Source organism: Gemmatimonadaceae bacterium (genome assembly GCA_035633115.1).
Classification (GTDB): Bacteria; Gemmatimonadota; Gemmatimonadetes; order Gemmatimonadales; family Gemmatimonadaceae; genus UBA4720.
On the sequence record DASQFN010000106.1, the window covers coordinates 136,125 to 162,597 of the forward strand.

A 26,473-nucleotide genomic window follows, 5' to 3' on the forward strand; every position below is an offset into this window, starting at 1 on the left:
AGGAGAAAATCGCCGGGTTGACCAAATCCTTTGTCGCTATCGGCGGATGGGATGCCTGACCTTCTCATTCGGATCAGGAAAAACAAGGACGGCTCAGCTTCTCTCGCGTGCGTTCGCGCCGATGGATCGACTACATGGGAGCGCCAGGACGGACAGCTCGGTGCCGACGTTCTTGCGAGGTGGTTGGCTCTCGAGCCGGGCGAGACGCTCGTGCTGCCATTTGACCGCGGTTGATCGCGTTGCCGGATTGATTCTGGTCGGCTAGTGCGCGGTTGCCTGTCGATACCGCAAGGCCTCCGCTATGTGCGCTGTCACAACCGAAGCCGAGTCGTCGAGATCGGCAATCGTCCGCGCAACTTTGAGAACGCGATGGTATCCGCGCGCCGAAAGTGCGAGCTCATTCGCTGCACGCTGGAGCAGCAATCGAGCGCGAGGTGCGACGCGGCCGCGACCATCGATCCATCGCCCGGGGGCGTGAGCGTTGCAGCCGACGCCCTCGACTGCCGCATATCGCGCGCGCTGGCGAGCTCTCGCGCCGGATACTCTCGTACGAATGTCGACTGACGACTCGCCTCCTTTCTTCGCCGACAGATCGCCGAGTGCGACTCGCCCCACCATGACGTGCATATCGATTCTGTCTGCAAGCGGTCCGGAAATTCTCTTCGCGTAGTGCTGAACGTCCTTACTTGAACAGATGCATGCGGATGTTCCATCGCCGAGCCGGCCGCACGGGCACCCTTGCGTTGCCCTACTACGGGTGGCGCCTCACGGCGTCAAAGCCAAAGCCGGGTTACCCCAATGAGCTCAAGCATTTAGGGGACCATATCCGCAAGCGGCGGATTGACCTCGGACTCAATCGGAAGGAGTTGGCGCGAAAGCTCGGAACCAACGGCTGGACAATGAAGCATTGGGAAGAACAGCTGAAATCGCGAATAGGGATCAGATTCTATCCGGCCATCCTCGCGTTCCTTGGCTATAACCCGCTGCCGGAGCCCAAGACGCCCGGGGAGGAGATGCGACGGAAGAGACGTTCTCTCGGGCTATCCCAGAGAAGGCTTGCTGCGTTGACTAATACCGACGAAGGTACTGTAGCGCGGCTTGAGAGAGACACACGCGGAATGGCCCGACAATCTCGCGAAAAGGTCACCGCGTATTTCGACGCGACATGCGAAAGAGAGCAACGTCCAAACCACTCTTGTTCGTCGAAGCATAGCAAGACGCCCTGAGGCGTGCTCAGTGATTTGATACGCTTCGCCGGCAATTAAACGTCGTGCTATTGTGAGGCGCGGCTTCCTGTCCGCACGTCCGATACTCATTCGGATTTCCGGCAGTAATGGCCTTGACGGGTATAGAGACAGGGTCGACAAGGACTTCCTCCCCAGGACCGGTCCGACGTGGCGATTCTCAAGGCGTTAAAGGGCATGAGGTATTTTTCCAGTAGGCGGCCCGCACCCTTCGTCATACTTTAGTAGCCGATGAATTCCCCCGGCCGTAAGTGATCGTGATGTCCGTGAAGGCGACGGTCTGACTGACGCTGCCGCGCTGGCTGAACGGGAATCCTTGTGCATGGCTGGTGCTCGCATTCGTGAGTGCAAGCGCCACTGCAAATGCATTGAAGCGAAGTTGATACCGGTGCACGCATCCCTCTCCGTTTTCAAGGTTGATGAAGGAGGCCCTGGATAGAGTTGAACTACCGACCTCACGCTTATCAGGCGTGATTCGGGGGGACGGGTTCCGGCTATCGGCCCGACGCGGCAACCGGCACCATGAGGTGCTCATACGGGGTTCCTGGCCACATGACGAACGGCTGCCCCGGATTGGTCGGCTCGCGCGGGTACCCTTGGAGCATCCCGCGCGTGTTCAAGATCATCAGCGCCGGTCCAGTCTGGACGCCCGGTGTAGCCGGCACTGGTGCGGCATGAGGATCGACATTGCTTTGCGTCCAGCTGCCCTGGAGCATGTACGCGACCCCGATCGGAAGATTGGGAGCGGGACTCTGCTTCGTCATCCACGCCTGTGCCCACGCAAGGCCTGACTGGTCGAAGCACATTGGTACGTTGCCGGGGGTGGTGGGATCGTCTGGGAAGCAGGTGAATTCACCCGAACCCTTGCGCACGGTCCGCATCTGTCCTTTGCTGTCGAACGCAATCACTGTCGCGTTGGGCGCAATCGCTTCGGGGGCCGCGGAGGTCGCATTGGCAATGAGAGCGCCATCGCCTCCCGATACATCGATCGGCTTGCCAGAGGCGACTTGTGCGCTTGGCGCACAGGCGCCGAGCGAGACGAGCAGGACAGAGAGAGCGCGTAGTGCGGTCGACCGGAACATGGGACCTCCTCAACGGGAATAGGAGACAAGCGGGTCAAGCGACACCGACATTCCGCGTAGACCTCATCATCGCCGCGATGCAGACTCGGTGTTCACACTTGGAGCAATTCGCGTTCCGGCCTCTGAGTCGGAGGCCTAGGCGGGGAGACGGTGGAGCTCGAGGTCAATCGCGAGTCGCTGCCAAGAATTAGGAACGCGCCTGCCTGTATCTCAGTGCCTCGGCCACGTGTACTTCAGCTACAGAGTCGGATTCGTCGAGATCGGCGATGGTGCGTGCCACCTTGAGCACCCGATGGTAGCCGCGCGCTGACAGTGCGAGCCCCTCTGCCGCGCGATGAAGCAAGCATCTGGCGTCTGACGTCACGCCTCCGTACGCATCGATCCATCGGCCGGCGGCGTGCGCGTTGCACGCTACTCCCTGCATGCGCGCGTAACGGGCATTCTGGCGCACGCGAGCAATGCAAACGCGCCGACGAATTTCGGTTGACGATTCCTCGTTGCCCACCGCTGAAAGATCTGTAAGCGCTACGCGACCGACTGTAACGTGCATGTCGATCCTGTCGGCGAGTGGCCCCGACATTCTCTTCGCGTATCGCTCCACTTCCGTTGTCGAGCAGGAGCAGGTTCCGGTCGAGTCACCCAGTCGCCCGCACTGGCAGGGGTTCGTTGCGCCGACGAGCGTGAACATCGCCGGGAATGCAACGGACATGGCGGCGCGAGAGATCACGACACGTCCATCCTCCATCGGCTGCCGGAGACCCTCGAGTACGGAGCGCGGAAACTCGAGCATCTCGTCGAGAAACAGCACGCCGTGATGCGCAAGACTTACCTCGCCCGGCCGGGGCGTGCTTCCGCCGCCGATCAGTCCCGCGGATGAGATGGAATGGTGCGGCGCGCGAAACGGCCGCGGGCAGATTGCCGGCACATCGCCCGGCAGAATTCCGGCGACGGATTGAATCGCGATCACCTCGAGCGATTCGACCTCGCTTAGCCCCGGAAGAATGCCGGGGAGGCGTCTCGCGAGCATCGTCTTCCCCGCTCCGGGCGGGCCGGTCATACAAAGGTTGTGTCCACCTGCTGCGGCAACCTCGAGAGCCCGCTTTGCGGTCTGTTGCCCTACCACGTCGGCAAAGTCGAGAAGTGATTCCTGGCGTGGCTCCGGTGCTGTCCCGTTTCTCGCACAGGAGAGTGAGCCACTTCTGAGCTCGCTTGCCAGCGATCGGAGATTTTCAGGAGCGGCAAGGCGCAGCGTAGTAACGCGAGCCGCTTCGCCGACGTTCGCCAGCGGCAGAACGAGTTCAGCCGAACCCGATCGCACTGCCGTTCGCCTCGCGATTGGCAAGGCACCGCGGATGCTCCGAACCGAGCCGTCGAGCCCGAGCTCACCGACGAACACACGACCTTCGACAGCGTGCGGCGGAAGTTGCCCTGTCGCGACGAGGATTCCAAGCGCGATCGGAAGATCGAATGCAGTCCCGTCCTTCCTGACATCGGCAGGAGCGAGGTTGATGGTGATTCGCCGTGGCGGAAGCGCGAACCCGGAATTGACGAGCGCGGATCCCACCCGTTCGCGACTTTCCTTAACGGCGCCGAGTGGCAGTCCGACAATAGTCCACTGAGGCAAGCCTTGGGTCGCGTCTACCTCGACGGTGACGTCATACGCGTCGATGCCGAGCACGGCTGCGCTCCGGATTGCGGCCAGCATACAGGCACGCTATTGCTCCCGAGCTGCAACGGCGGAATCATTCCAATTCGCGGGTGTGCAGCGGATTGCCGCGGAGTCGAGTTGCGCCAGTCCGGATCGTATCGCCAGGGGACGCGTTAGAGGAGCAGCATGTCGGCAGTGAGGCTCAACCGTACGGCGACACTGATTCTACTGTCACCAGTGGCGCTCGCCGCACAAAACTCCGCTGTCATCAGCGGCACAGTGGTCGGAGGGATCGGCCAACAACCCCTCCCATACAGCACCGTCTCGCTCGAGGGAATTACACAAAAGCGGCTGACCAGTCCCGAGGGGCGTTTCTCATTCAGAGTCGACTCCGCCGGGAAGTATCACCTCCGAATTCGACAGCTCGGATTCGCACCGCTCGATACAGTCATAGAATTCAATGGAACTAACCTGGCACTCACTCTCGTGCTCCGCCCCGTCGCATTCAAGCTGGCGGACGTCAGGACCGTTGGAAAAACGCCGTGCGGGCGACAGATCGATCGCGATGCATTCGCCTCAGGCATCCTCGACGAGGTGAAGAAGAACGCTGAAAGGGAGCTGGTGCTCCGCAACCAGTACCCGTTCCGCTACTCGCTGGCGGTCGCGCGCGGAGCGCGCCGCGACACAGTCTATCTCTCCAGCGCGACGAACGACCGCTACCAGCCGGGCAAACTTACCCGGCCGAGCGGCCTCGGTAATCCAAACGACATGGAAATGCGAGTCCCACAGCTCACGGATCTTGCTGATTCCGTTTTCCTCCGGGAGCACTGCTTCTCCTACGGCGGAACCGGGAAACTGGGCAAACAGTCAGTTTTCAGACTCCACTTTACTCCAGCCAGAAGTGTGAGGACGCCCGACGTCCAGGGAACGATCTCCATCGACACCACTGATTACACGGTGAAGGAAGCAGTTTTCCGGATGACGAATCCCGAGCTTCTCAATCCTCCGATACTCGGCCTCGAGGTGCGAACGACCTACAAGGAGATCGTCCCCGGACTCACTCTGTTCGATCGCATCCGTTCGGAGCAGCCTCTTCCAAAAAAAGGACAGTACGACCCGTCCCGGCTGGCCATCGAGGAGCAGCAGCTGATTCGACTCGAGTTTGTCAGGGACACGCCCACCGGCATCTCGGAATTCGCGATGCCGTTGCTGAGCCCGGGGAAGGGTCGCTGATCGGCAGGCGCTGCGGCCGCCTTCTTAGCTTACGACGGCAGCCTCTCCTGTCTCCGCCAGCGGAACCGTAAAGAAGAAGCTGCTCCCCGCTCCGACCTGGCTCTCGACCCAGATTCGCCCGCCGTGGGCCTCGACGATCCCCTTCGCGATTGCCAGTCCGAGCCCGATGCCGCGCCGGTCAGTCGACTTCCCCTGCCAGAAACGGCCGAAGATGTGTGGCAGAGCGTCGGACGGTATTCCAGGACCGTTGTCGGCAACGACGAAACACGCTTCTCGCTCGGCCGCCGTCGCGCGCAGGATGATCTCGCCTCCCGCAGGTGTAAACTTGATCGCGTTTCCGACGAGATTCGACAGTACCTGCTGAATCCGCGGCGGATCCACCCTGATCGGCGGCAGATCGGGTGACACCTCGCTCTCCAATCTGAGAGAGCTCGCAACCGCAATCGGACGCAGAATCTCGAGTGCCTCGCTGACCACCGACGTTGCGTCGGTCGAGCGTTTCTCCAATCCGAGATTGCCGCTTTCGATTCGCTTCACCTCGAGAAGATCCTGAATCAGCCGATTCATCCTGTCTGCGGCGCGCTGCACGATCGCGACCTGGCGATGCTCAGTCGGGTGCTCGGTCTTCGAGACGATCTCCATCAGCAGCTGCGAGCTCATGAAGATGGTGTTGAGCGGATTTCTGAGATCGTGCGCCACGACTGCAAGCATGTCGTCGCGCGCCTTGGTCGCGAGCTGCGCTTCATCGAACAGCCGTGCATTCTCGACCGCGAGTGCCGCTCTTCGCCCAAGCTCCTCTGCCAGCTTGACGTCCTCGGGAGTATAAATGTGATCGTCGCGCGAAGACACCAGCGTCAGCGCCCCGACGATCTTTCCCGAAGCGATCAACGGCACGGTGATCAGTGATTTCGGCTCGAGGCTCCGGAGCAGCTGATACTGCTCCTCGTTGTTCATGGCGGCGCGCAGGCCTTCATCCGTCACGCGCGTGATGAGATCGCTCTCACCCTTGATGAGCGCCTTCATTACAGGATGGGTCGGTGAGACATCCTCCGGCCTGAACACGGTGAGCTTCGCGCGGAACTCCTCTTCCCGTTTGGGATCGGAATGGGCGAAGCCGAGTCGCATGAAGCCTTTCTCGCCTTCGACGACGTCAACCGCGCAGTAGTCCGCCATCGCCGGCACAGCCAGCCGCGCGAGCTGCGCGATGGTCGTGTGATAGTCGAACGACATACTGAGCACCCGGCTCGCCTCGGCGAGAAACGCGGCGCGCTTCTCCGAGCTTTGCGCCACCGCTCTCGCTTCCTGCTCGCGAATCAGCTCGATCTCCTGCTTTTGCAGTCGCTTTCTCTCGGTGATGTCGCGAATTGCCGCCACGCGCATCGTACTCGAGCCGAAGGGGACCGTGCGCGCGGTTATCTCGACGTCGATGCGCGATCCGTCCTTTCTGAGGCCAACGATCTCATACGGCGGAGAGCTTCGCATTCCCATTTCCTTCGTGAGCTTCTCGGTCAGCATCTCTCTCAGCTCAGGAACGCAGAGCAGGTCCACCGCATTTGCTCCGATGATCTCGGAGAGGTCGTAGCCGAACATGCGCGCGAGGCTCGGGTTCGCATCCGTGATCACTCCGTCCCGGTGAATGAGGATTCCCTCGACGGTCGCCTCGGCCAGACCGCGGAAGCGGTCCTCGCTCTCGCGAATCGCTTCCTCTGCCTTCTTGCGCGCCGTGATGTCGCGAATGAAACCCGTGAAGACCGGGGGGCCGTCCAGCGGGATGCGCGTGATCGCCAGCTCGACAGGAAAACGGGTCCCGTCGGAGCGCTGCGCCCACGTCTCGACGCGATGGTTGAGCATTCTCGATTCAGCAGTCGTAGTGAACCTCGCGACACCCGCCTCGTGCGCGCCGCGCAGATCGGGTGGAATGATCAGCTCGGCGAGCGATTTGCCGATCGCGTCTTCGCTCTTGTAGCCGAACGTGCGCTCAGCGGCGCGATTGAAGTGGGTGATGATGCCCTTGTGGTTCATCGAGATGATCGAGTCCAGAGCGGCGTCCACAATTGCTTCCTGCCTCACCTCACTCTGACTTCCTCGCTCTTCGAATCGCTTGCGGTCGAGATAAAGTCCGAGCTCACTTCCAATCACGGTGATGGTGCGCAGCAGCTCGTCATCCGCCGGCTGAATGTCCGGGCTGAAAAACTCCATGACGCCGAGGACGGTGGGCCCGCTCTTCACCGGAAACGCGAACGCGCCGTGCATTCCCACGGTCGTCGCCAGAAGCGAGCGCGGAAAGCTCGAGTCGGTGTTCACGTCCTGAATCGTCGCTGGTGCGCCGGTAGCCCACACTTTTCCCGGCAGGCCGTGTCCCATCTTGAGCGGCACATCGGGCGCACGGCCGCGGAAACGATCGGTGCTGCGTGAAAGGCGTCTGCTTTCCACGCAAGTGAGCTGCTGCCCCGTCTTGTCCACGAGCCAGAGTGAGCCGGCGCTCCATCCGATGTTGCGGCAGATCGCCTCGATGATGCGGCGTGGCGCGTCGGCGGCGTCGGGGGAATCGCCAAGTATGCGAGCGACGGAGTACTGCGCCGCGAGCCGCTGCTCGGCGTACTTCCTCTCGGTGATGTCGTCGAGGAACGCGATGCAGTAACTCGGATTGCCGTTCGCATCACGGGCGACGTTCACCGTGAGCAGCGTCCAGACGACAACACCGTCCTTCCTTATGTAGCGCTTCTCGATCGAGTACCTGTCCAGCTGGCCGCCCCGAACCTTACGATCGAACTCGGCGCTTGCCTCACGATCGTTGGGGTGTGTAAGGCCCGAAAGGTTTCTCGCCAGCAGCTCTTCCCTGGAGAAGCCGACGATCTCGCACCAGCGCTGATTCATCCATACCCATTTGTCGTCGAGGGTCTGGTGTCCCACGCCGATGGCCGCCTGCTCCAGCGTGGCGCGAAAGCGCTCTTCAGTATCGGGCTTTGATCCCGAGCCGGCAGACGCAGAGAACGGTCGCACTGTGGCTATGAGGACGCGTTGAGGAGCGTTGAGAAAGAGCGCGGGCGCCGGAAGAAGACTGCGCGCGAGCACTCACATCGGGTGTTCGAGCTGAACAAAACAATTATGCGATGGTGGTTCTCGCCACCGCAAGGAAACCCTGCTCGCGAACAAAAAAAGCGGGACGTCCGAAGACGCCCCGCCTTTCCGTTCGAGGCCGGCCGCCGAGGCGACCGGCCCGAACCAGGTGCTCTTACTCCTCGCCGCCGGGTGGAACCACGATCGCGTCACTGCCGATCGTTACGATGACGAAGTCATCGCGGCGGTTGCGCTGCCAGCACTCCTCGTTGTGCTCGGTGCAGACAGGACGCTCCTCACCGTAGCTGACGAGGTCGAACCTGCCCGCGTCGACGCCATGCTCGACGAGGTACTTCTTCGCGGAGGCCGCACGACGCTGGCCGAGGGCCAGGTTGTACTCATCCGAGCCGCGCTCGTCGGCGTTGCCTTCGATGCGTATCCGCATTCCGGGGTTGGCCGTGAGCCACGGGATCTTGCGATCGAGTGTCGCAGCGGCGTCCGGACGGATATCAGACTTGTCGAAGTCGAAGTAGATCGGTGCCGTGATGGCTGTCGTGTCGACCACAGACACTGCAGGTGCTACGCAGGCCGGATCAGTCGCTGTGAGCGAGCCGAGACCCGGGTACGGGCACATTGCCGGTGCAACTGGCGGCGGAGGCGGCGGAAGCGGAGCGACGCAACGCGGATCCGAGGCAGGAATATTCTCGAGCCCAGCGTACGTGCACATGATTTCCGGACGCGCACCACCGATCAGCAGGCTGAGTCCAGCACGGCCGATCAGGTTGAGGTTCTCTGTATCCTTGTGCCAATCCGCAACTCCGTCAACACGGAGTGCAACGCGGTTTGCCACGCGGAAGCGAATGCCGGCGAGACCACTGACACCGTAGTTATACTGGAAAGCACGACCGACCGACGTGATGCGCGACTCGGCCGCGTAGTTCGACCGAACCGCGCCGAGGCCGATGATGAACTGGGCCGCGGACATGATCGGGATGTTGTAATTCATGCGCAACGCGAATGACGTGTAGCTGACGTCATCGTTGGCCCTGGTACTGAAGGGAACACCGTCACCGGATGAGCCCTCGTCCGTATCGACGTCGGTCTGGGTGTTCTGGCCTTCGCCCTCGAGCTCCCAGTGCGTATCCGTGAGGAAAACACCGACACGTCCGCCGAATCCGATGCCATCCTTCGGAGCGCCGGGTGCATTGTCATCGAACATTGTATACTGCACGAACGGGCCGATCTCCAAGGTTCCGGGGAGCGCCGGCTCGGGCATGTCGTCCCACGCCTGGTATGGCATGTAAGGGCCCGAGAAGCTCGTCATGCCACTGCCTCCGAAAAGCGAGCGGGGGTCAACGTGGAGCTCCAGTCCGGCTTGCGCACGCAGATTCGTGTGCGACTCGTAACCTGCGAGTCCGCGGCCGATGCTCGGCGATCCGTTGGGATGGTAGTCGACGATACCGTCGACTCGCAGCGCAACGATGCCGAACCCGAGGCTGAACCCGACGTTACCCTGAGCCCCGTAGTTGTAGCCACGGCTGTTCGACCGAATGTCGATCAGGTCCTGACCAGTGGGCTCATCCGGCTCGTAACCCGCGTATCCCGTGACCACGCCGCCGGCGCCGACATGGATCGAAGCGATGTTGGCGAGAGGGAAGCTGTAGCGAATTCTCGCTGAGAGCGGGCCGTGCCAGATGGATCCGGTCTGTCCGGCTCCCAACTGGTCGGGGCGGTTGTAGCTGTGCTCAGCCTCGAGATTCCAGTTCGGGGCGAAGAAAGCGCCGATTCGGCCACCTACTCCGATGGTTTCATCGAGCAACAACGCGTCATCGTACTTTGTCCACTGGCCAAAGCCGCCTATCAACAGCGTCCCCGGCGACTGTGCCGCGGCCGTTCCGCCGAAGAGCAAGGCCGTCATTGCGCAGACGGTCCAACGCCTTCTCAACATGGTGATTACCTCTTTGAATGGTGGATGCAGCAACTTCAACCGGGATAAGTGATCGCGTCTGCCGTTAGGCAGGATGCATGCCGGTAGAGCCCTCAACGCCACAGAAAAAGGCTCGCAACACCTTGTCCGGCAACATAGCAGGAAAATTCACTCGCGCTAGGCATATGTGTCACCAAACGACGATTCCGCGACAAGAGCCGAGACTTTGGCAAACATATGACCGCCAACGATTTGGATGATCCTGCGCACACTGTCCAACCGCGCCCGTTTCCGCTTGCAAGTTCAAAGCCACTATGCAGTGTTTGCGCACGGTAAAACCAAAACGGGTCAACGAGTTGCTGCGCGCGGTAACATACAAAGTCCAATTCAAAATGGAAGCTACCGCGTCCCGGTTTTTCGCCACCACGCACTCTCTCGCCTCAGCGAGATGCGAGCCGCTCGCCGCCATGCATCCTTCATCGCCGTTGCATCGGTGAATCGTTCATCAGGATCTGGCGACAGCGCCTTGCGCAGCCAGTTGCACACCGCTGTCGGGTACTGCGATAAATCGATCTTTCGCGCGAGCTGGCGCGCGACGATCTCCTGGGGATCGCCATCGCCGAACGGCGGCTCCCCCGTTAGCGCAAAAACGACGATGCCCGCGACCGCGTAAAGATCTGCCTGCGGCCCGTGTGGCTCACCAAGCAGCTGCTCCGGTGCAGCGAACGCAGGCGTGCCCGTGGCCCCAGCGACTTCTTCCCCCGTGACGTTGGCAATTCCGAAGTCGGTTATCCTCCAGCGGCGATGGCGATCGATGAGAATGTTCTCCGGCTTGAGATCGCGATGCACGATGCCCACCGCATGCGCGGCTGCGAGTCCCTCGAGGACTGTCTGAATCGGCTCCGCGATCTCCTTGAGAGTGCGCGGGCCCGACCGCGCGAGGAGACTCGCCACGGACCCCTCTTCGGCGAGCTCCATCGTGTACCAGGAAAGATCACCGCGGCTATCCCAGTCGTAGATCGGAACGATTGCCGGATGCGCCAGCTGCGCGGCGAGCTTCGCCTCACGCCAGAATGCAGCGACGGCGCGACCGTCGACCGAGATGTGCGGATGCAGCACCTTGAGCGCAACTTCTCTCTCCAGCGAGAGGTCTCTTGCGCGCCACACGCGCCCGAACGTTCCAGAGCCGAGATCGGAGAGCACCTCGTAGTCGTCGCCGAGCGCCCATCGTACGCGTGACTCGTGAGCCTGCTCCGTGGGCGGCGCTCCGCTTGTCTGCTCCGGCATGATGAAAGTGCTGCGGCTCACATAGCCTCGGTCGGCTACGCGAAGAAGCGCGGCAATCGAGTGAAATCTTTCTTCAGGATTGGGTAGCAGAGCGCGGTCGATCGCAGTCGCGACGCTCGCGGGACACTCGGGACGCAGCAGCAGCACTGGAGGAATGTCCACGCTCGGCGGATCCTCGCCGGTCAAGGCAGCGAAGCAGGTCGCGGCGAGCTGCCACTGGTCGCTCGCCGGTGTTGGAGCCCAGTTGCCGTCCGCCCATTCGGGTGGCGTTGCGGTAGTGCGTGTCGCTTCATCAACGGTGCGACGCTCCATCGGACTCAGGCCGGGAGGAATGTCATTTCGCGGAACGGCCCATTGCCACTCCAGCATCCAAAGCCTGCCGGTTGGCGTGACCCACACGGTTTCCCCGTCGAGCGCGCCGTGCGTCGTGCCGCTGTCGTGGAGATACGAGAGAGTGGACCCGGCGCCGCGCAACACCTGGAGCACATACGGAATTTGAGCAGTCCCGAGTCGCGAGAGATGCGCGCCGACGGATTCCCCGGTTATCCATCGCCGCAGGTAACCTGGGCCACGCCGCACCTCGGGTTGCAAAGTCCAGTAGTGATACGTCGTCGGGATCGACGGGTGGCTACGATGCGCGAGATGCTGCGCTTCGGAGTGAAGCCAGGCGGTGTGCGCCGGATTTGGTGCGGTAACGAGCGCGAGCGATCGCTCCATTCCGTCGATCAGCTCCTGGTAGTGCCGCTCGTGGCCCGCGAGTCCCTCGGACCCCCACTTCCAGCCGGGCGGGAGCTGCCAGCTGCTGATGTGCGGTGGAAGCACTCCTGTCTGGCGCATGCTTCCCGCGGGAGTGCGCCTTGGACTGCTCACGAGGTCGAGCGCAAGGTGAGAACGACCGACGCTCCTTTGCCTTCTTCGCTGGCGATCCGGATGGCGCCACCCCACGACTCGAGCAGTCGCCGGCTTATCGCGAGCCCGAGTCCGCTCCCTGTTGTGCGCGTTGAAAAATGCGGCTCGAAAACGCGCGGCAAATCGGCCTGGCCGATGCCGGCCCCGTCGTCCGAAATCTCGATTGATGCCGTGTCGGCGGCGCGGCTCAGCGTCACGTCGACATTTCGCGCGCGCGCCAGTCGCGCATTCTCGAAGAGATTCAGAAGAACGTCGCGCAGCTCGACGCTGCGCGCTTTGACGATCGCCGGCTCTTCCGCGCCGGAAAGATTCCAGGTGACGTCACCCACTCCCATTCGCTCGAGCGCCACGACATCACGTAATATCGCAGCAACGTCAATGCTCTCAGGCGGTGGCAGCTCAGACGCCGTCGTCCCATACCTGCTGAACGCGCGCGCAGTCTCGTCCAGGCGATCGATCTCGGAGAGAATTCTGGTGACGTTGTCTTCGAGCACGCGATCGAAATCGACGCGCGCATCCGCGCGCGCCCGACGCAAGTGCTGCACTCCGAGCCGAATTGGCGTCAGTGGATTCTTTATCTCGTGGGCGACCTGCCGGGCCATCTCGCCCCAGGCAAGCACGCGCTCGGCCCGCGCGACCTCGAAGCGGCTGAGCTCGAGATCGCGCGCCAGCCGCTTTGCCGCCACGCCGCTCAGCCACAACGCCGCGACGGCGCCCATCAGCGTCGCGAAGAGCACGAGGATCGTCAGATCACGGCGGCGGCGGTCGAGAGTGAGCTCGTCGCTGCGTGCCGGCGCAGCGAGTACGTAGCGCTCCTGCAGTGGACCCGAAGCCGCGCGGTAACCGAAGAGAACGTCGTTCGGCCCCACCTGCTGCTGCCAGCTCGAGTGAAGCTCCCCGCGCGAGGCGATACTTAGGTACACCGGCACCGGGAGCGCGCGTCCGGCGGGTGCCAGCTGGTCGAGCAGCGAATCGCTCACTGCGCCGAGTACCCCGCTCGAGTACAGAAAAAGCGGCGTGTTGTACGGCCGGGCGACGAGGCCCGCGCCGGAGCTGTCTGCGACCTCGACCACTGCATCGAGCGTCTCCCTCAGCAACAGCTCGCGAACGTCTCGCTCGTCACCACTCAGCCGCTGGTACGACCAGATTGCGAAGGCCAGCGCAGGGACGACGAAGAACGCGGACAATGCGAGAGTGAGACGGCCGCGGTAGCTGCGAATCCATTTGCCCGCGCGAGCGCGAACCCATCGCACGAATCCCCCCTCGGCCAGTGCGCCAAGGGCCCACAGGAGTCCAGCGATGGCGACGTTCAGAAGCGCGATCAGGACTGCGCGCTCGGCGCGCGCGGCGGCTGAGCGCAGGTCGACTTCCGCGTGAGCGCGCGCGATTCCACGCGACGTCAGCACGAGTCTGTCGCCATGAACCTCGTTTCCGATTCGCCTCCATTGGATTGTGCTTCCTCGAATCGTCGTATCAGGCGTGACGTCGGAGATCGTCAGCGTGTAGGGCGGTTCGGAGCGCAACGGCGGGGAGAATCCGAGCAGTGATACGAACGGGTCCGCGGCAATGAGCTGTGTACGCGGCGAAGCCACCGCGGTGGTGAATCCGCTTCCCGAGTGGGGAAGCGCCATCACGACCTGTCGACCGTTGACTCCAACCGTCTGCTGAATCACGGGTTGCGCAGAGTCGCGCGCGCTGAGCACGAGACCCGCAACGAGACTCGAGTCGTATGCGACCGGCGCGAGTCGCAGCTCCGCGACGCGTTCGCCGGATGCTGTCCAAGCAGCGATCGAGACAGGCAGCTCCGCGGCGGCCAGATCCGAGGTCGCGTACCGCTTCAACAGGTCGGCGCGCGTGCCGGCTGAATCGTATCGCGCCAGCTCCGCAGCGAAGCGTCTGAGAAGCGTTGCAACGTCACCGTCCGGACGCTGCAAACGCTGAATGTCCTGAGCCGCGAGCTCGAGCCGTTGTGCCGTGGTCGTGCGCCACACGATCGCTGACGTCGTCAGCCCGGCGAGAACCGCGATGACCGCTGCCGCGCGAAGATGCACGCGACTCGCTCGACGCGAGCCGAGGAGCACCAGCCAGAAAGCGGCGAGCCAGAATGCAAACAGCATCAGGAAGAGGGGCATTTCCCAGGTCAGCCACAGAGTGGCGGTGGTGCCCCAGCCAGGATGCGCGATGCCTCGCAGAGCTTGTAAAACCAGCAGGGGACCAGCGCCCGCGAGGAGGAAAGCCGCCGCGAGTGCGGCTGGCCGCGAAGCTCTGACGCGTCTCGACCTTATGAGTGCATAGACGAGCAGCAGGAGAAGCGACGACGATATCGCGAGGACGCCCGCATTCGCCGTAAATGGTCCGCCGATCGGCGAGTAGTAGTACGTCGGGTCGAACGCTCGGAGACTGTTGGAGAGACTGTTCCAGGGAACGATGCCCACGGCCACTGCACAGACGCCGATCGCGATGAGACGCTGACCCAGAAGCTTCCGGTCGCGCCATGCGACTGCCAGAAAGGCCAGCAGGCCGATGCCAAGCAGCATTGTTCCCCACACGCGCGCAGCTGCAACGCGACCGAATTGAACCATCGCCCTCGGCAACGGGATCGCATCGGCGCGTAGTGCGGTCGTCCCGTTGACGCTAAGAACCGGCTGACCGGCTGCGGTGTCGCCGGGCGGCGCAAACGTGAACGACTCGATCTCGTCCCTTCCGCTGATTCGGGAATCGAGACCGGCAGACAGCCTGTCGGCGGGCGGCTCAGCGTGAAGAACCGCTGTCGCAACAGCGCGGCGCCGCCCGCGCTGCGCCGTCGCGGTCATCGTCGTATAGAACGGAGTTACCGAAACGGAGAGCGGCGCGGCAGGCGGCGTTGGATCCACGACAACTCTTCCGGACCAGGCAAGCGGTTGACCGTTTTCGAAGAGAACTACTCCTTCCTCGGGGGCGGGGTCCAGGCCCGCGAGATATTCGAAAGCGCCGTCGAGACTTCTCGGCGATTCCAGCGCGAGTGCTGCCGCGCGGCGGAGGCGGCGCTCCTCTTCCGCGACGGCATTGCGAAGCGCAATGATGCCTCTCGCTCGTGCCTCGGATTCGTAACGGCTCGCCGTCCCGGCGGGCGCTCCTGATGCGCTGCCGCTGGCGTCAGCCGGGTCGCGGGCGTAAGGTAGAAGAGGACTCCGGAGCCAGACCGCCAGCAGCAGAATCGCGCTGCCCCCCGCAACGAGTGCGACGCCTGGCGCGAGACGACGCTTCACGACCTTAATGCCCGCGGCGGGCGAATGACGCGAACTTCACTACTGCCATCCCAGATACCGGACGACGCACCCGCGAGGCCCGCGCCTCATGCGCCGATCGTTCCGGTACAGGAAAACGCTCCCCGCCTGATCAAGGAATTGATACCGATGCAGATCGAGGCGATTCTCGCTGAAGATCCGCGATTGATTCTTCCGGTCGGCACATGCGAGCAGCACGGGCCTCACCTTCCACTCGGCTGTGATACGATCATTGTGGAGCGTCTGGCGGACGATCTTTCCAAGGAATTCGGTGTCCTTCGCGCGCCGACGCTCGAGTACGGCGTGAATGTCGACACGGAGCGCGGGTTTGTCGGCAACGGGTCGGTACGAAAGAAAACTCTGCACCGGATGCTCAACGATCTGCTGTCGTCATGGGAAGCGACTGGAGTAAAGGAGTTCATTCTTCTCACGGCTCACGGACACGATCCGCACCAGGAAGCACTCGCAACCGTCATTACCGCCGGTGCCCGGGTGCGCGTGGTGGACATCTTCGCCGTGAACCTCTCCCTCCTCCTGGAGGGACAGAGCGAGGCGATGCACGGCGACGAAGTGGACACGTCCATCATGCTGTATCTCTGTCCGGAGATGGTACACCAGGAGCTGGCGCAGGACTATATGATGGGGCGCGAACAGCTGCGGCGTTACCGCCGCGGCACTTTGAAGGTACCGAGCGGCAGCGCGGGATCGCTCGGACGGCCGTCGCTCGCGAGCGCCGAAAAGGGCCGGATTCTTTACGAGTACATTCGCTCGCGTATCAGCGATCGCATCTTCCTGGCCCCGGCACTCAGCGAATGAAAGCGGCGATTGTGCGCATCACGCTTAATCGATTTTACATCCAGATTTCATTAAATCGGCATTGACGCGTTGCGTCGGGATGCTGGTATTGTAGCAGGGCCGGGCTGCATTGAAACAAGCGCCGGAGACGGCGCGTACGGCCCCGTGACCCGAGCCCCAAACCAAACAATGAAAATGCGTCAGTTCCTGCTCATTGCAGCACTTGCGCCGGCCACCGTTGCGGCCGCGCAAAGCCCGACATCATCCCCGACCTCGAGCGCCATTCTCGCCGTGCGCGGAGGCGCCGACACGGTGACGCTGGCGACATTGTCGCTGGCGGACGCGATCACAATCGCGCGCCGCAACAATCCCGCGCACCTCGAAGTAATCAACAACCGCCGAACGGCCGATGCCGCGGTGCGCACCGCGTATGGCCAGCTTCTTCCGAGCGCCGACGCGAGCTTCACCGCGCAGCGCCAGCAGGGCGGACGGCAGATCTTCAACGGCGGAAGCTTCGGCGCCAGCTCCGATGTCAACCAGTCCAATTATCGGATCGGGATCGACTACCGCATCAACTCCGCCTCGCTGATCACACCGCGCCTGCAACGCGCGAGCCGCGATGCCGTCGAGGCGGACATCACGGGCAGCGCCGAGCTCCTTCGCGCGCAGGTGACGCAACAGTACCTGTCGATACTCCAGGCAGAGGATCGCGCTAAGCTGCAGGACACTCTTCTCGTAGCCGCGAAATCGCAGGTGGTACTCGCGCAGGCCAGAGCGCTCGTCGGATCAGCAACGCAGCTCGACGTGCAGCGCTCCGAGATATCGCTCGGCCAGCAGCAGGTGGAAGTGCTGCTGGCAAGAAATCAGATCGAGATCGAGAAGCTCCGGCTTTTTCAGCTGATGGGAATCACACAGCCGCCCACCGTTGCGCTGACGAGCCAGTTCACGGTGGCGCCCGATCCGCCGCCGCTTGCCGATCTGCTCAAATCCGCACTCACGCAGAACCCCGTAGTGCTCGCGCTTCGCTCGCGGGAGAAGGTCGCCGATCTCAACGTGAGGCGGGAGAAGGGACAATATTCCCCCACCCTGAGCATGAGCACCGGAATCTCCGGCTATACATACTCTTACACGAACTCGAACTTTCCGGTACAGCAGGCGATGGCGCAGGCTTTGTCATCGCAGGCCTCCTGCATACGCGTAGAAGAGGTGAGGGCGACGCTCAACCTTCCCAACGACCTTGCCGCCTGCAACTCCATTGCGCTGAGCGATGCTCAGGCAGCTGAGATCAGGCGTCAGAATTCCCAGTTTCCATTCAAGTTCCAGAATGCCCCGAAGTCACTTGCTGTCTCCCTGTCGCTGCCGCTCTTCGACGGTTTTGCGCGAGAGCAGCGAGTGCAGGAAGCGCAGGCGTCGAGCGCTGATGCGCGTTACGGCGTGCGCGCCCGCGAGCTCGCGATTGTCGCCGACGTGACTGCTGCGTATCACACGCTCAAGACCGCCGAGCAGACCTCCGCACTGCAGGAGCAGAACTCGGCAAAGGCGAGAGTTGAGCTCAAGTTCACGCAGGACCGTTACAGCAACGGGCAGGTGACGTTCGTCGATCTGATTGAATCGCGCGCCGCGTACGAGCGCGCCGAAAGCGATCGGATCAACGCGATTTACGCATATCACAAGGCGTTCGCCGCTCTGGAAAGCGCGGTTGGACGCTCACTCCGATAAAGAAAAAACTCAATGTCAAAGCGCAAGAAGTGGGGACTGATCGGCGGCGGTGTGCTGGTCATCGCGATCATCGGCGTCACGGCCGCGGCGAAAAATAGAAACAAGGCTGCTGAAGTTCGCATCGAGCCGGTAGAGCGCCGTGATCTGGTTGCATCGGTGACCGCCAGCGGGCAGGTGCAGCCGCACACGAAAGTCGACTTGAGCGCCGAAATAACGGGGCGAATCGTGCGCCTCGCGGTGAAAGAAGGCGACATGGTCACCAAAGGCCAGTTTCTGCTGGAGATCGACCCGTCGCAGTACAAAGCATCCGCGGAGCGCGCGGCTGCAGCGGTGGCGAGCGCCCGTTCACAGTCGGGAAGCGCGCGGCCGAGTCTCCTGCAGGCGCGCCGAAATTACGACAGACTGCTCGCCCTGAAGAAAGCCAATCCGACTCTCGTCTCCGACGAGCAGGTGGAACAGCTGAGGACGCAAGTAGAGGTTGCGCAGGCTCAGCTCGAGTCGGCGAACAACGGCATCGTGCAGTCGCAGGCGTCTCTCCGCGACGCTCAGAGTCTGCTCGCCAAGACGACGATCTTCGCCCCGATGTCGGGACGCGTCACGCGCCTGAACGTACAGGAAGGCGAGACGGCAATCATGGGGACTCTCAACAAGGATGCCGCGACTCTACTGAGCATCAGCGACATGGGCGTCCTGGAGACAAAGGTGAAGGTCGACGAGACCGACGTATCGCGCATCGACCTCGGGGATTCCACTGTCATTCAGATCGACGCATTCCCCGATACCACGTTTGTCGGACGGGTGACGAAGATCTCGAACAGCTCCGTCAAGACCGGCGCCTCGGGCGGCGTGGGCGCGAGCACCACCGACCAGGCAATCGACTACGAGGTTACGATCCAGCTTCTCAATTCTCCACCGTCAACGCGGCCGGATTTTTCCGCGACCGCCAAGATCATCACCGATACCCGGAGGAACGTCATCACCGTTCCGATCATCGCGCTCACCGTGCGCGAGCCCGAGCCCGTCGCGAAGGGCGACAGCGGCGCGGTGATTCTCGGCCGCACGAGAGCCGAGGTGAAGGAAGTCGGGAAGCGGGAGTCCGAAGGCGTGTTCGTCGTCGGCGCGGACAACAAAGTGACCTTCCGCCCCGTAAAGGTTGGTATAGCAGGCGAGAAGTACTTCGAGATCGTCGGCGGATTGAAGGAGCGCGAAAAGATCGTCGCGGGCACGTACCAGGCGATCCGGGATCTGAAAGACGGAGCGCTCGTCAAACCGATGAAGGAAAAGGACACGAAGAAGCCCGGAGAGAAAAAAGCGTGACACCGGTAACTGAGGCGTCGCTGAGCACGATCGCCGAGCGACAGGCGGTAACGGCGACCGAGGGTGCAGTACCCGGCGCCGACTGGGTGATCGTCACGCGCGGACTGAAGCGCGAGTACGACATGGGCGGCGAGATCGTGCGCGCGCTTCGCGGCGTGGACATCGCAATCCGCCGCAACGAGTACGTGGCGATCATGGGACCGTCAGGCTCCGGCAAATCGACACTGATGAATCTGATCGGCTGCCTCGATACCCCGGATGCCGGAGAGTACTGGTTGAGCGGCGAGCTCGTATCGGCCAAGGCAGACGACGAGCTGGCGCGCGTTCGGAACAGGGAGATCGGATTCGTCTTCCAGACGTTCAATCTTCTTCCGCGGGCGAGCGCTCTGCACAACGTCGAGCTTCCCCTCGTCTATGCCGGAGTGCCCGCTGGCGAGCGGAAGCGCCGGGCGACTGCTGCCCTCGAGAGCGTTCAGCTAGGCGATCGCATTCACCACCGCCCGAATGAGCTCTCGGGCGGACAGCGGCAGCGCGTCGCAATAGCGCGCGCTCTGGTGAATGAGCCGTCGATCCTGCTTGCCGATGAGCCGACCGGCAACCTCGATTCAGGGACGTCGGAAGAGATCATGAAGGTGTTCGAGGAGCTCGCCAACCACGGGCAGACTGTCATCATGGTGACGCACGAAGCCGACATCGCAGCGCACGCACGGCGCGTCGTGGTGCTGCGTGACGGGATGATCGCCAGCGATGAGAAAGCCGCGGAGTATGCGGCGCGCATCGAGCGCGGCGAAGTTCACACCACTCACTAAACACTCCTCGTGCCGTTCGTAGACGCCATCCGGCTCGCGCTGGCGCAGATTCGCGTACAGAAGCTGAAGAGCTTCTTCACGCTGCTCGGCGTCACGATCGGTGTGATGTTTCTGATCGCTGTCGTGTCGATCGTCGAGGGCATGGGCAGCTACATGGAGCACGACTTCGCCGCGAAGCTTTTCGGCGTGAACACGTTCGAGCTCCGGCGGCGCCCCGACTTCTCGAGCGGCAACATCTCCGACGAGACGTGGCGCGAATGGCAGCGGAGGCCGCGTATCCGCGACAGCGACATACAGCCTGTCGTCGAGACACTCCCCCCAGGAACACTCTGGTCGGCCATGGGGCAGGACAACGTCGTGATGCAGTCGCCTTACTCCAAGCCGCGCACGCTCCTCGCCGAAGCGGTCGACGGCCAGTACTTCCAGATCAGAAATCTCGAGGTCGCCAGCGGGCGTCTGATCTCGCCGCAGGAGCTGACCCTCGGAACGCCCGTGATCGTCATTGGCAAGGAGATCGGCGAGAAATTCTTCCCGAACCTGGATCCGATCGGAAAAACGCTTCGCCTCGGAGGCATGCCCTTCACGATTATCGGCGTGGCGGTAGAACAAGGCTCCGTGTTCGGAATATCCCTCGACCGGTTCGTGATCGGGCCGCTTCACTCTCCGCTCCGCCGTCTCGTCAATCCGGCGGGCGTGGTGGACGCAATCAGGATCAAGACGGCTCACCCCGCGGATCTCGTCGACGCACAGGAGGCGGTTCGTTCGGTGATGCGGTCGCGGCGCGGCCTTCGTCCCTCACAACCCGACAATTTCGCGATCGAGACGTCGGAGTCAGCTCTGTCATTCTGGACGGCGATCAAATCCAAACTCGTGATCGCCGGTGTCGTCCTGCCTGCCATCGGCCTCATCGTCGGCGCGATCGTGATCATGAACATCATGCTCGTCGCCGTTGCGGAGCGAACGAGGGAGATCGGCATACGAAAAGCGCTCGGCGCGCGGCGGCGCGACATCATGTCACAATTCCTCGTCGAATCGGCCACGCTCAGCACTGTTGGCGCCGGCTTCGGGATCGCCCTCGGCATCGCGGTCTCGCAGCTGATCGCTGCTACTTCCCCGCTCCCGGCGTCCGTTGCTCCATGGTCGATTGTCGCCGGAGTACTCGTCGGCGCAGGCGTCGGAATCGCCGCGGGGATCTACCCCGCGAGCCGCGCGTCGAAACTGGATCCGATCCTCGCGTTGAGGCAGGAGTAATGAGTCTCACGTCGAAGGTATTCAACATCACCGAAGGCATCGGCATCGCGTTCGACGCGATCCGCTCCAACAAGGTGCGCGCTGCGCTGACGATTCTTGGCGTCGCCGTCGGTGTGTTTGTAGTTGTCGCGCTTTCGGCCGCGATCCACGGCATCAACGCGAGCGTCGCAAAGGATCTCGAATCCGCGGGACCTACGAGCTTCTTCGTATATCGGCGGCCCGCGGCGCTCGCATCGGTCTGTGACGGCACCGATGAGACATGTCCGGAACGCCGCAATCCGGCGCTGACGATGGCCGAGGCGGAGGCGATTGCCCGTCTCCCCGAAGTGCTGGGAGTCACTCCGCATGTCGGCGGCAACGCTCGAATCCGCTACAAGGATCGCCAGTCGGAGAGCGTGGGTCTCGACGCATATTCCGCGACGTGGCTCGACGTTGAAGGAGGCGACATCATCGCCGGCCGGAATTTCACTTATGCAGAGAACACAACAGCGGCCCGTGTAGCCGTGATCAACGACAAGCTCGCCGGGCAGCTGTTTCCGGGGTCAGATCCTCTGGACAAGATGATCGTGATAAGCGGAGTGCCGTTCCGCGTGCTGGGGATCTATCACAACGTCGGGAGCTTTCTTGGAAAGCCGAACTCGTCGTCGGCCGGTAACGATCCGCGAGCGATTGTTCCTCTGGAGAGTGGCGTTCGGAACCTGGACATGTACATGCGGCGACTCGATTTCACCGTCAAGCCTCGCGCGAGCGTGACCCAGACCGAGGCAATCGACGCCGTGACGACGCTCATTCGCGCCGAGCGCGGGCTGCGTCCGGGGGCGCCGGACAATTTCGCCATCATGACCTCGGAAAAACTCCTGTCGATCTACAACGGATTCTTCGGTGTCTTTTTTCTTGTAATGATTGCGCTCTCGGCGGTCGGACTGATGGTCGGCGGCGTCGGGGTGATAGCCATCATGATGATCAGCGTCACCGAGCGGACGCGGGAGATCGGCGTGAGAAAGGCGCTCGGCGCGACGCGATCGACGATTCTCTGGCAGTTCCTTGTCGAGGCGGCGACGCTCACGTGCATCGGTGCCGCGGTCGGTCTTATCGGCGGATCGATCGTGGCCTACATGGTGAATCGTTTCACTCCGGTCCCTGCGTCCACGCCGGCGATGGCGATCGCTGCCGCGCTCGCGGTCAGCGCCGTCACGGGAATCGTATTCGGCCTCCTTCCCGCCATTCGCGCATCGCGACTCGATCCGGTCGAAGCACTCAGGTACGAGTAGCGCCCCGCTTCGAGGGGGCGCGAGCGCTCCCCCTCCCCTAAATTTGCGCTATGCATTTCGCCGACGTCCTCGCCACTGCATTCGGTGAGATAAGAGCGAACAAGATCCGCTCGTTCTTCACACTTCTTGGAATCATCGTTTCGGTGACGTTTCTCGTCGCCGTGGTCGCGATTATCCAGGGAATGAATGCGTACGTGAGCGAGAATCTGGCGGGCGCGCTCATTGGTCAGAACACATTCCAGGTGCGTCGCTCGCCGATTCAGCTTGGACTGTTCGACGATGAACAGTTCCGGAGGATTCAGAAGCGCCCGCGAATAACGGAGTCAGACGCCGAGGCGGTGATCGCCGCCATTCCGGAGGCTGTGGCCATAGGCATACAGTCGGGCTGGCCGACGCCCGTCGCCGACGTCCAGCACAGCAACAAGACCCTTGGCGACGTCGCGATCTTTGGCGTCACCGCCCCTTATCAGGTCATACAGGATTATTCGTTTGCCTCAGGGCGGCCGCTCACGGAGGTCGACGATCGCGAGCGACGCCCCGTGGCTGTCGTCGGACATGACGTTGCCGACCGTCTGTTCGAGAACGTCGACCCCGTGGGTCGCGACATCAGGATAATGGGCAGTCACTTCACGATCGTCGGCGTGTTCGCCAAAAAGGGACGCGTACTTGGCCAATCGTTCGACGGCTTCGTGCTGCTTCCGCTTAGCTCTTTCGAAGCGATCTACGGGCGCAGGCTGACGACAACGATCTCGGTTAAGATGGCGACTGCCGTCGAGGTTGCGCCGGCCATGGCACTTGCCGACGGTGCAATGCGAGCGGCGCATAGGCTCCGCCCAGGCCAGGAAAGCGACTACTCGATCGAGACGCTTGATGCCCTCGTCGAATTCTGGAAGAATCTGACCCGGGTGTTGTTTGCCGTGATTCCGGCTATCGTGGCGATCGGAATCGTCGTCGGTGGCATAGTCATCATGAACATCATGATGATGTCGGTGAGCGAGCGCACGCGGGAGATCGGCATTCGCAAAGCGATGGGCGCTACCAGTCGCGACATTCGACGCCAGTTCCTGGTGGAATCGATTGCGCTCGCTTTCATCGGCGGACTGACCGGCGTCATGGTCGGCTGGGCGATGGCGGCTCTGGTTGCTACGGTGTCGCCACTGCCCGCGCGCATCACCGCCTGGTCTGTCGCCGTCGCGCTCTCGCTTGGCGCCGGAGTCGGAGTGCTGTTCGGTGTCTACCCGGCGACGCGCGCCGCGCGGCTGGATCCAATCGCCGCACTGAGAGCGGAGTAGATGGTCGGCGACCTCGTGCGCAACAACGTCGCCGTCGCGATCGACACGCTCCGGGCGAACAAGCTCCGCTCCAGTCTGACGATTCTCGGCGTCGTCATTGGTGTCTCGACCGTGATGATGATGGCGGCGATCGTTCAGGGGATCAAAGATCAGATTGTGCGCACGATCGAGATTGCCGGGCCGACGACGTTTTACGTCATCAAGGTTTTCTCGAACACTCCGGTGAATCCCGACCGGCTCCCGAAGTGGATTCGCATACGGCCCAACCTTGCCGAGCCGGAAGCGCGGCGCATCGCGTCGCTTCCGGAAATCCAGTACGCCGGCATGTGGGCACAAACACAGGCGCGCCTCGAGTATCGTGGAGTTCGCACTCAAAATCTGATAGTAAATGGTGCCGACGATCGGTTCCAGGAGATTCAAGGCGGCGAGCTGGCTGCCGGTCGCTGGTTCACGCAGGCTGAGATGGCGAGTGGCTCGGCGGTGATCGTCGTCGAGGAGAATGCCGCGCGCAAGGTTTTCGGCCGTGAGAACCCGCTCGACAAGCAGGTGCAAATCGGCGGGCGGCCTGCGCGCGTCATCGGCATCTACCTCAAGCCTGGGAACATCTTCGAGCCTCCGGGCCAGGCCATCGGCGCCGTGGTTCCATACAAGATGCTCGACCACCAGTTCAGGATAGACAAGACCAACGCGTTGTTCATCCCGGTCAAGCCGAAGAAGGGCGTCCCTACCGCCGAGGCTCAGGAGGCGGTCACCATTGCGATGCGAGAGATCCGTCAGCTGCGGCCGGCCGAGCGGAACAACTTCGACATGATCACGCAGGATCAGATTCTCGACACGTTCAACAAGATCACCGGGGTTTTCTTCCTGGTCATGATCGTACTCTCGAGCGTGGGATTGATGGTCGGGGGCATAGGCGTGATGGCGATCATGATGGTTTCGGTCACCAATCGCACGCGGGAGATAGGAGTGCGGAAGGCGCTCGGCGCAACGCAGCGGGCGATTCTGATGCAGTTCCTCGTGGAATCGGCGACGCTCACCGGGATCGGCGGTGCTCTCGGCATCATCGTCGGCCTGACACTCGGCAGACTCGTCACGATGCTCATGAACATCGACGCCGGGGTGCCGATTCTCCTGACGGTCATCGCAGTGACTGTATCGGTGGGAATCGGGATTGTTTTTGGAATTCTGCCGGCGCGTCGCGCAGCGCGGCTCGATCCGATAGAAGCGCTGCGCTACGAATGAGCGGTCGGTCCCCAGGGTTCGCTCCGTCTATATTCTTCGAATGACAACGGTTGATATTCTCGCCATCGCTGCCCACCGCGACGACGTCGAGCTGAGCTGCGGCGGTACGCTCATTCGTGCTGCCGACCTCGGCCGCCGGACGGCCGTGATCGATCTGACAGCGGGCGAGCTCGGGACGAGAGGCTCAGCCGATCTGAGAGCCGAAGAAGCCTCACGCGCTGCCGGCATACTCGGGCTCTCCGCTCGCGAGAATCTCGGACTGCCCGATGCCGGCGTGACCAACACACCCGAAACGCGGACACTCCTCGCGGTGGCAATTCGCCGGTTCGCTCCAACCATCGTGATAGCGCCTGCATTGTCCGGCCGTCATCCGGATCACCCGGTTACCGCGCAGCTAGTGCGCGACGCCTGCTTCATCGCCGGGCTGAAGAAAATTGCTCCCGAGACGCCCCCTCACCGGCCGAACAAGATCATCCACTGCCTGGCCTATCGCGAGGACGGAACGAAGCCGACGTTCGTCGTCGATATCACCGACGCCTTCGAGCGGAAGCTCGAAGCGATTCGATGCTACGCGTCGCAATTCGATGAAGCGATCCAGGGCGGCGAGGTCTACCCCAACGGAGAGCCGATGTACGACATCGTCCGCCACCAGGCGGCGCACTATGGCTCCCTGATCCGCTGCCGCTACGGCGAGCCGTTCTTCACTACCGAGACGATGCGGGTCGACGACATCGCCGCGCTCGAGGTCGCGACATTCTGAGCGATCCGCAAAAAGGGCCAGACGACGAGCTGACCTACGGATCGTACCTCTCTCTCGACGAGCTGCTGTCGCTGCAGCGCGTTCGCTCGGCTCCGGAGCACCCCGACGAGCTCCTGTTCATCGTCGTCCATCAGGCGAGCGAGCTGTGGTTCAAGCTCATACTGCACGAGCTGCGCGGCCTCGTTGCACGGCTGCAGGAGAGCGACACACTGGGCGCCGTTGCGGCGGTCAAGCGTCTGAACGCTCTTGTTCGAATCGTCACCGCGCAGCTGAGCGCGCTCGAAACCCTGCCGCCACAGCGCTTCGCGCAATTCCGCGGGTACCTCGGCACATCGAGCGGATCACAGTCACAGCAATTCCG

General features: G+C 62.5%; 19 protein-coding genes and 1 pseudogene. 11 read left to right on the plus strand and 9 right to left on the minus strand.

What is annotated here, in order from left to right:
- Positions 1 to 51 precede the first annotated feature (51 nt).
- Positions 52 to 234, plus strand: a complete 183-nt coding sequence (locus tag VES88_14535; protein ID HYN82704.1) for a hypothetical protein — start codon at positions 52 to 54, stop codon at positions 232 to 234.
- A gap of 27 nt (positions 235 to 261) precedes the next feature.
- Here the strand turns inward: VES88_14535 and VES88_14540 are convergent, their stop codons facing one another.
- From VES88_14540 to VES88_14555, 4 genes and pseudogenes are all read right to left on the minus strand, one after another.
- Complete coding sequence (locus VES88_14540) at positions 262 to 627, minus strand: hypothetical protein (protein ID HYN82705.1); 366 nt, start codon at positions 625 to 627, stop codon at positions 262 to 264.
- Positions 613 to 735, minus strand: a pseudogene (locus VES88_14545) (ATP-binding protein). The gene VES88_14540 and the pseudogene VES88_14545 overlap by 15 nt, the downstream one beginning before the upstream one ends.
- 1,003 nt (positions 736 to 1,738) lie before the next feature.
- Positions 1,739 to 2,326: a hypothetical protein gene (locus VES88_14550; GenBank protein HYN82706.1), complete on the minus strand. Its 588-nt coding sequence runs from the start codon at positions 2,324 to 2,326 to the stop codon at positions 1,739 to 1,741.
- A 187-nt stretch (positions 2,327 to 2,513) separates the two neighbouring features.
- On the minus strand, positions 2,514 to 4,031 hold the full coding sequence (locus VES88_14555) for a YifB family Mg chelatase-like AAA ATPase (GenBank protein HYN82707.1): 1,518 nt from the start codon (positions 4,029 to 4,031) through the stop codon (positions 2,514 to 2,516).
- A gap of 129 nt (positions 4,032 to 4,160) precedes the next feature.
- On the opposite strand from VES88_14555, the gene VES88_14560 reads away from it, so the two are divergent.
- Positions 4,161 to 5,207, plus strand: a complete 1,047-nt coding sequence (locus tag VES88_14560; protein ID HYN82708.1) for a carboxypeptidase-like regulatory domain-containing protein — start codon at positions 4,161 to 4,163, stop codon at positions 5,205 to 5,207.
- Positions 5,208 to 5,231: 24 nt separating this feature from the next.
- Here VES88_14560 and VES88_14565 read toward each other — a convergent pair whose 3' ends face one another.
- The 4 genes from VES88_14565 to VES88_14580 form a co-directional block, all read right to left on the minus strand.
- A complete protein-coding gene (locus VES88_14565; GenBank protein ID HYN82709.1) occupies positions 5,232 to 8,282 on the minus strand; it encodes a PAS domain S-box protein in 3,051 nt (1,016 codons plus the stop codon).
- A 160-nt stretch (positions 8,283 to 8,442) separates the two neighbouring features.
- Positions 8,443 to 10,185, minus strand: coding sequence for a peptidoglycan-associated lipoprotein Pal (gene pal / locus VES88_14570; protein ID HYN82710.1), 1,743 nt, complete (start codon positions 10,183 to 10,185; stop codon positions 8,443 to 8,445).
- Between the two features lie 408 nt (positions 10,186 to 10,593).
- Positions 10,594 to 12,351: a serine/threonine-protein kinase gene (locus VES88_14575; GenBank protein ID HYN82711.1), complete on the minus strand. Its 1,758-nt coding sequence runs from the start codon at positions 12,349 to 12,351 to the stop codon at positions 10,594 to 10,596.
- Complete coding sequence (locus VES88_14580) at positions 12,348 to 15,638, minus strand: HAMP domain-containing sensor histidine kinase (protein ID HYN82712.1); 3,291 nt, start codon at positions 15,636 to 15,638, stop codon at positions 12,348 to 12,350. The genes VES88_14575 and VES88_14580 overlap by 4 nt, the downstream gene beginning before the upstream one ends.
- 24 nt (positions 15,639 to 15,662) lie before the next feature.
- On the opposite strand from VES88_14580, the gene VES88_14585 reads away from it, so the two are divergent.
- The 9 genes from VES88_14585 (at position 15,663) to bshB1 (ending at position 26,112) form a co-directional block, all read left to right on the plus strand.
- Complete coding sequence (locus tag VES88_14585; protein HYN82713.1) at positions 15,663 to 16,472, plus strand: creatininase family protein; 810 nt, start codon at positions 15,663 to 15,665, stop codon at positions 16,470 to 16,472.
- Positions 16,473 to 16,640: 168 nt separating this feature from the next.
- On the plus strand, positions 16,641 to 18,170 hold the full coding sequence (locus tag VES88_14590; protein HYN82714.1) for a TolC family protein: 1,530 nt from the start codon (positions 16,641 to 16,643) through the stop codon (positions 18,168 to 18,170).
- A 12-nt stretch (positions 18,171 to 18,182) separates the two neighbouring features.
- Entirely contained in the window at positions 18,183 to 19,487 is a 1,305-nt protein-coding gene (locus VES88_14595) for an efflux RND transporter periplasmic adaptor subunit (protein ID HYN82715.1), read from the plus strand.
- The gene (locus VES88_14600; GenBank protein ID HYN82716.1) at positions 19,484 to 20,296 is read left to right on the plus strand and encodes an ABC transporter ATP-binding protein; all 813 of its coding nucleotides are present in this window, start codon (positions 19,484 to 19,486) and stop codon (positions 20,294 to 20,296) included. The genes VES88_14595 and VES88_14600 overlap by 4 nt, the downstream gene beginning before the upstream one ends.
- A gap of 9 nt (positions 20,297 to 20,305) precedes the next feature.
- A complete protein-coding gene (locus VES88_14605) occupies positions 20,306 to 21,547 on the plus strand; it encodes an ABC transporter permease (GenBank protein ID HYN82717.1) in 1,242 nt (413 codons plus the stop codon).
- Positions 21,547 to 22,818, plus strand: coding sequence for an ABC transporter permease (locus VES88_14610; GenBank protein ID HYN82718.1), 1,272 nt, complete (start codon positions 21,547 to 21,549; stop codon positions 22,816 to 22,818). The genes VES88_14605 and VES88_14610 overlap by 1 nt, the downstream gene beginning before the upstream one ends.
- Before the next feature lie 50 nt (positions 22,819 to 22,868).
- Positions 22,869 to 24,110 (plus strand): ABC transporter permease, encoded by a 1,242-nt coding sequence (locus VES88_14615; GenBank protein ID HYN82719.1) that lies wholly within the window; start codon positions 22,869 to 22,871, stop codon positions 24,108 to 24,110.
- Complete coding sequence (locus VES88_14620; protein HYN82720.1) at positions 24,111 to 25,352, plus strand: ABC transporter permease; 1,242 nt, start codon at positions 24,111 to 24,113, stop codon at positions 25,350 to 25,352.
- 40 nt (positions 25,353 to 25,392) lie between these two features.
- A complete protein-coding gene (gene bshB1 / locus VES88_14625) occupies positions 25,393 to 26,112 on the plus strand; it encodes a bacillithiol biosynthesis deacetylase BshB1 (protein HYN82721.1) in 720 nt (239 codons plus the stop codon).
- On the opposite strand, the gene VES88_14630 is transcribed toward bshB1, so the two are convergent.
- Positions 26,037 to 26,423: a hypothetical protein gene (locus VES88_14630; protein ID HYN82722.1), complete on the minus strand. Its 387-nt coding sequence runs from the start codon at positions 26,421 to 26,423 to the stop codon at positions 26,037 to 26,039. The genes bshB1 and VES88_14630 overlap by 76 nt on opposite strands.
- Positions 26,424 to 26,473: the final 50 nt, after the last annotated feature.

Bases quoted from the DNA above. Each gene is read 5' to 3' on its own strand.
- bshB1 (HYN82721.1), top strand. From the start codon at position 25,393: ATGACAACGGTTGATATTCTCGCCATCGCTGCCCACCGCGACGACGTC.
- VES88_14550 (HYN82706.1), bottom strand. From the start codon at position 2,326: ATGTTCCGGTCGACCGCACTACGCGCTCTCTCTGTCCTGCTCGTCTCG.
- VES88_14620 (HYN82720.1), top strand. From the start codon at position 24,111: ATGGTCGGCGACCTCGTGCGCAACAACGTCGCCGTCGCGATCGACACG.
- VES88_14610 (HYN82718.1), top strand. From the start codon at position 21,547: ATGAGTCTCACGTCGAAGGTATTCAACATCACCGAAGGCATCGGCATC.
- VES88_14540 (HYN82705.1), bottom strand. From the start codon at position 627: ATGCACGTCATGGTGGGGCGAGTCGCACTCGGCGATCTGTCGGCGAAG.
- pal (HYN82710.1), bottom strand. From the start codon at position 10,185: ATGACGGCCTTGCTCTTCGGCGGAACGGCCGCGGCACAGTCGCCGGGG.
- VES88_14585 (HYN82713.1), top strand. From the start codon at position 15,663: ATGACGCGAACTTCACTACTGCCATCCCAGATACCGGACGACGCACCC.
- VES88_14555 (HYN82707.1), bottom strand. From the start codon at position 4,031: ATGCTGGCCGCAATCCGGAGCGCAGCCGTGCTCGGCATCGACGCGTAT.
- VES88_14560 (HYN82708.1), top strand. From the start codon at position 4,161: ATGTCGGCAGTGAGGCTCAACCGTACGGCGACACTGATTCTACTGTCA.
- VES88_14615 (HYN82719.1), top strand. From the start codon at position 22,869: ATGCATTTCGCCGACGTCCTCGCCACTGCATTCGGTGAGATAAGAGCG.
- VES88_14590 (HYN82714.1), top strand. From the start codon at position 16,641: ATGAAAATGCGTCAGTTCCTGCTCATTGCAGCACTTGCGCCGGCCACC.
- VES88_14595 (HYN82715.1), top strand. From the start codon at position 18,183: ATGTCAAAGCGCAAGAAGTGGGGACTGATCGGCGGCGGTGTGCTGGTC.
- VES88_14535 (HYN82704.1), top strand. From the start codon at position 52: ATGCCTGACCTTCTCATTCGGATCAGGAAAAACAAGGACGGCTCAGCT.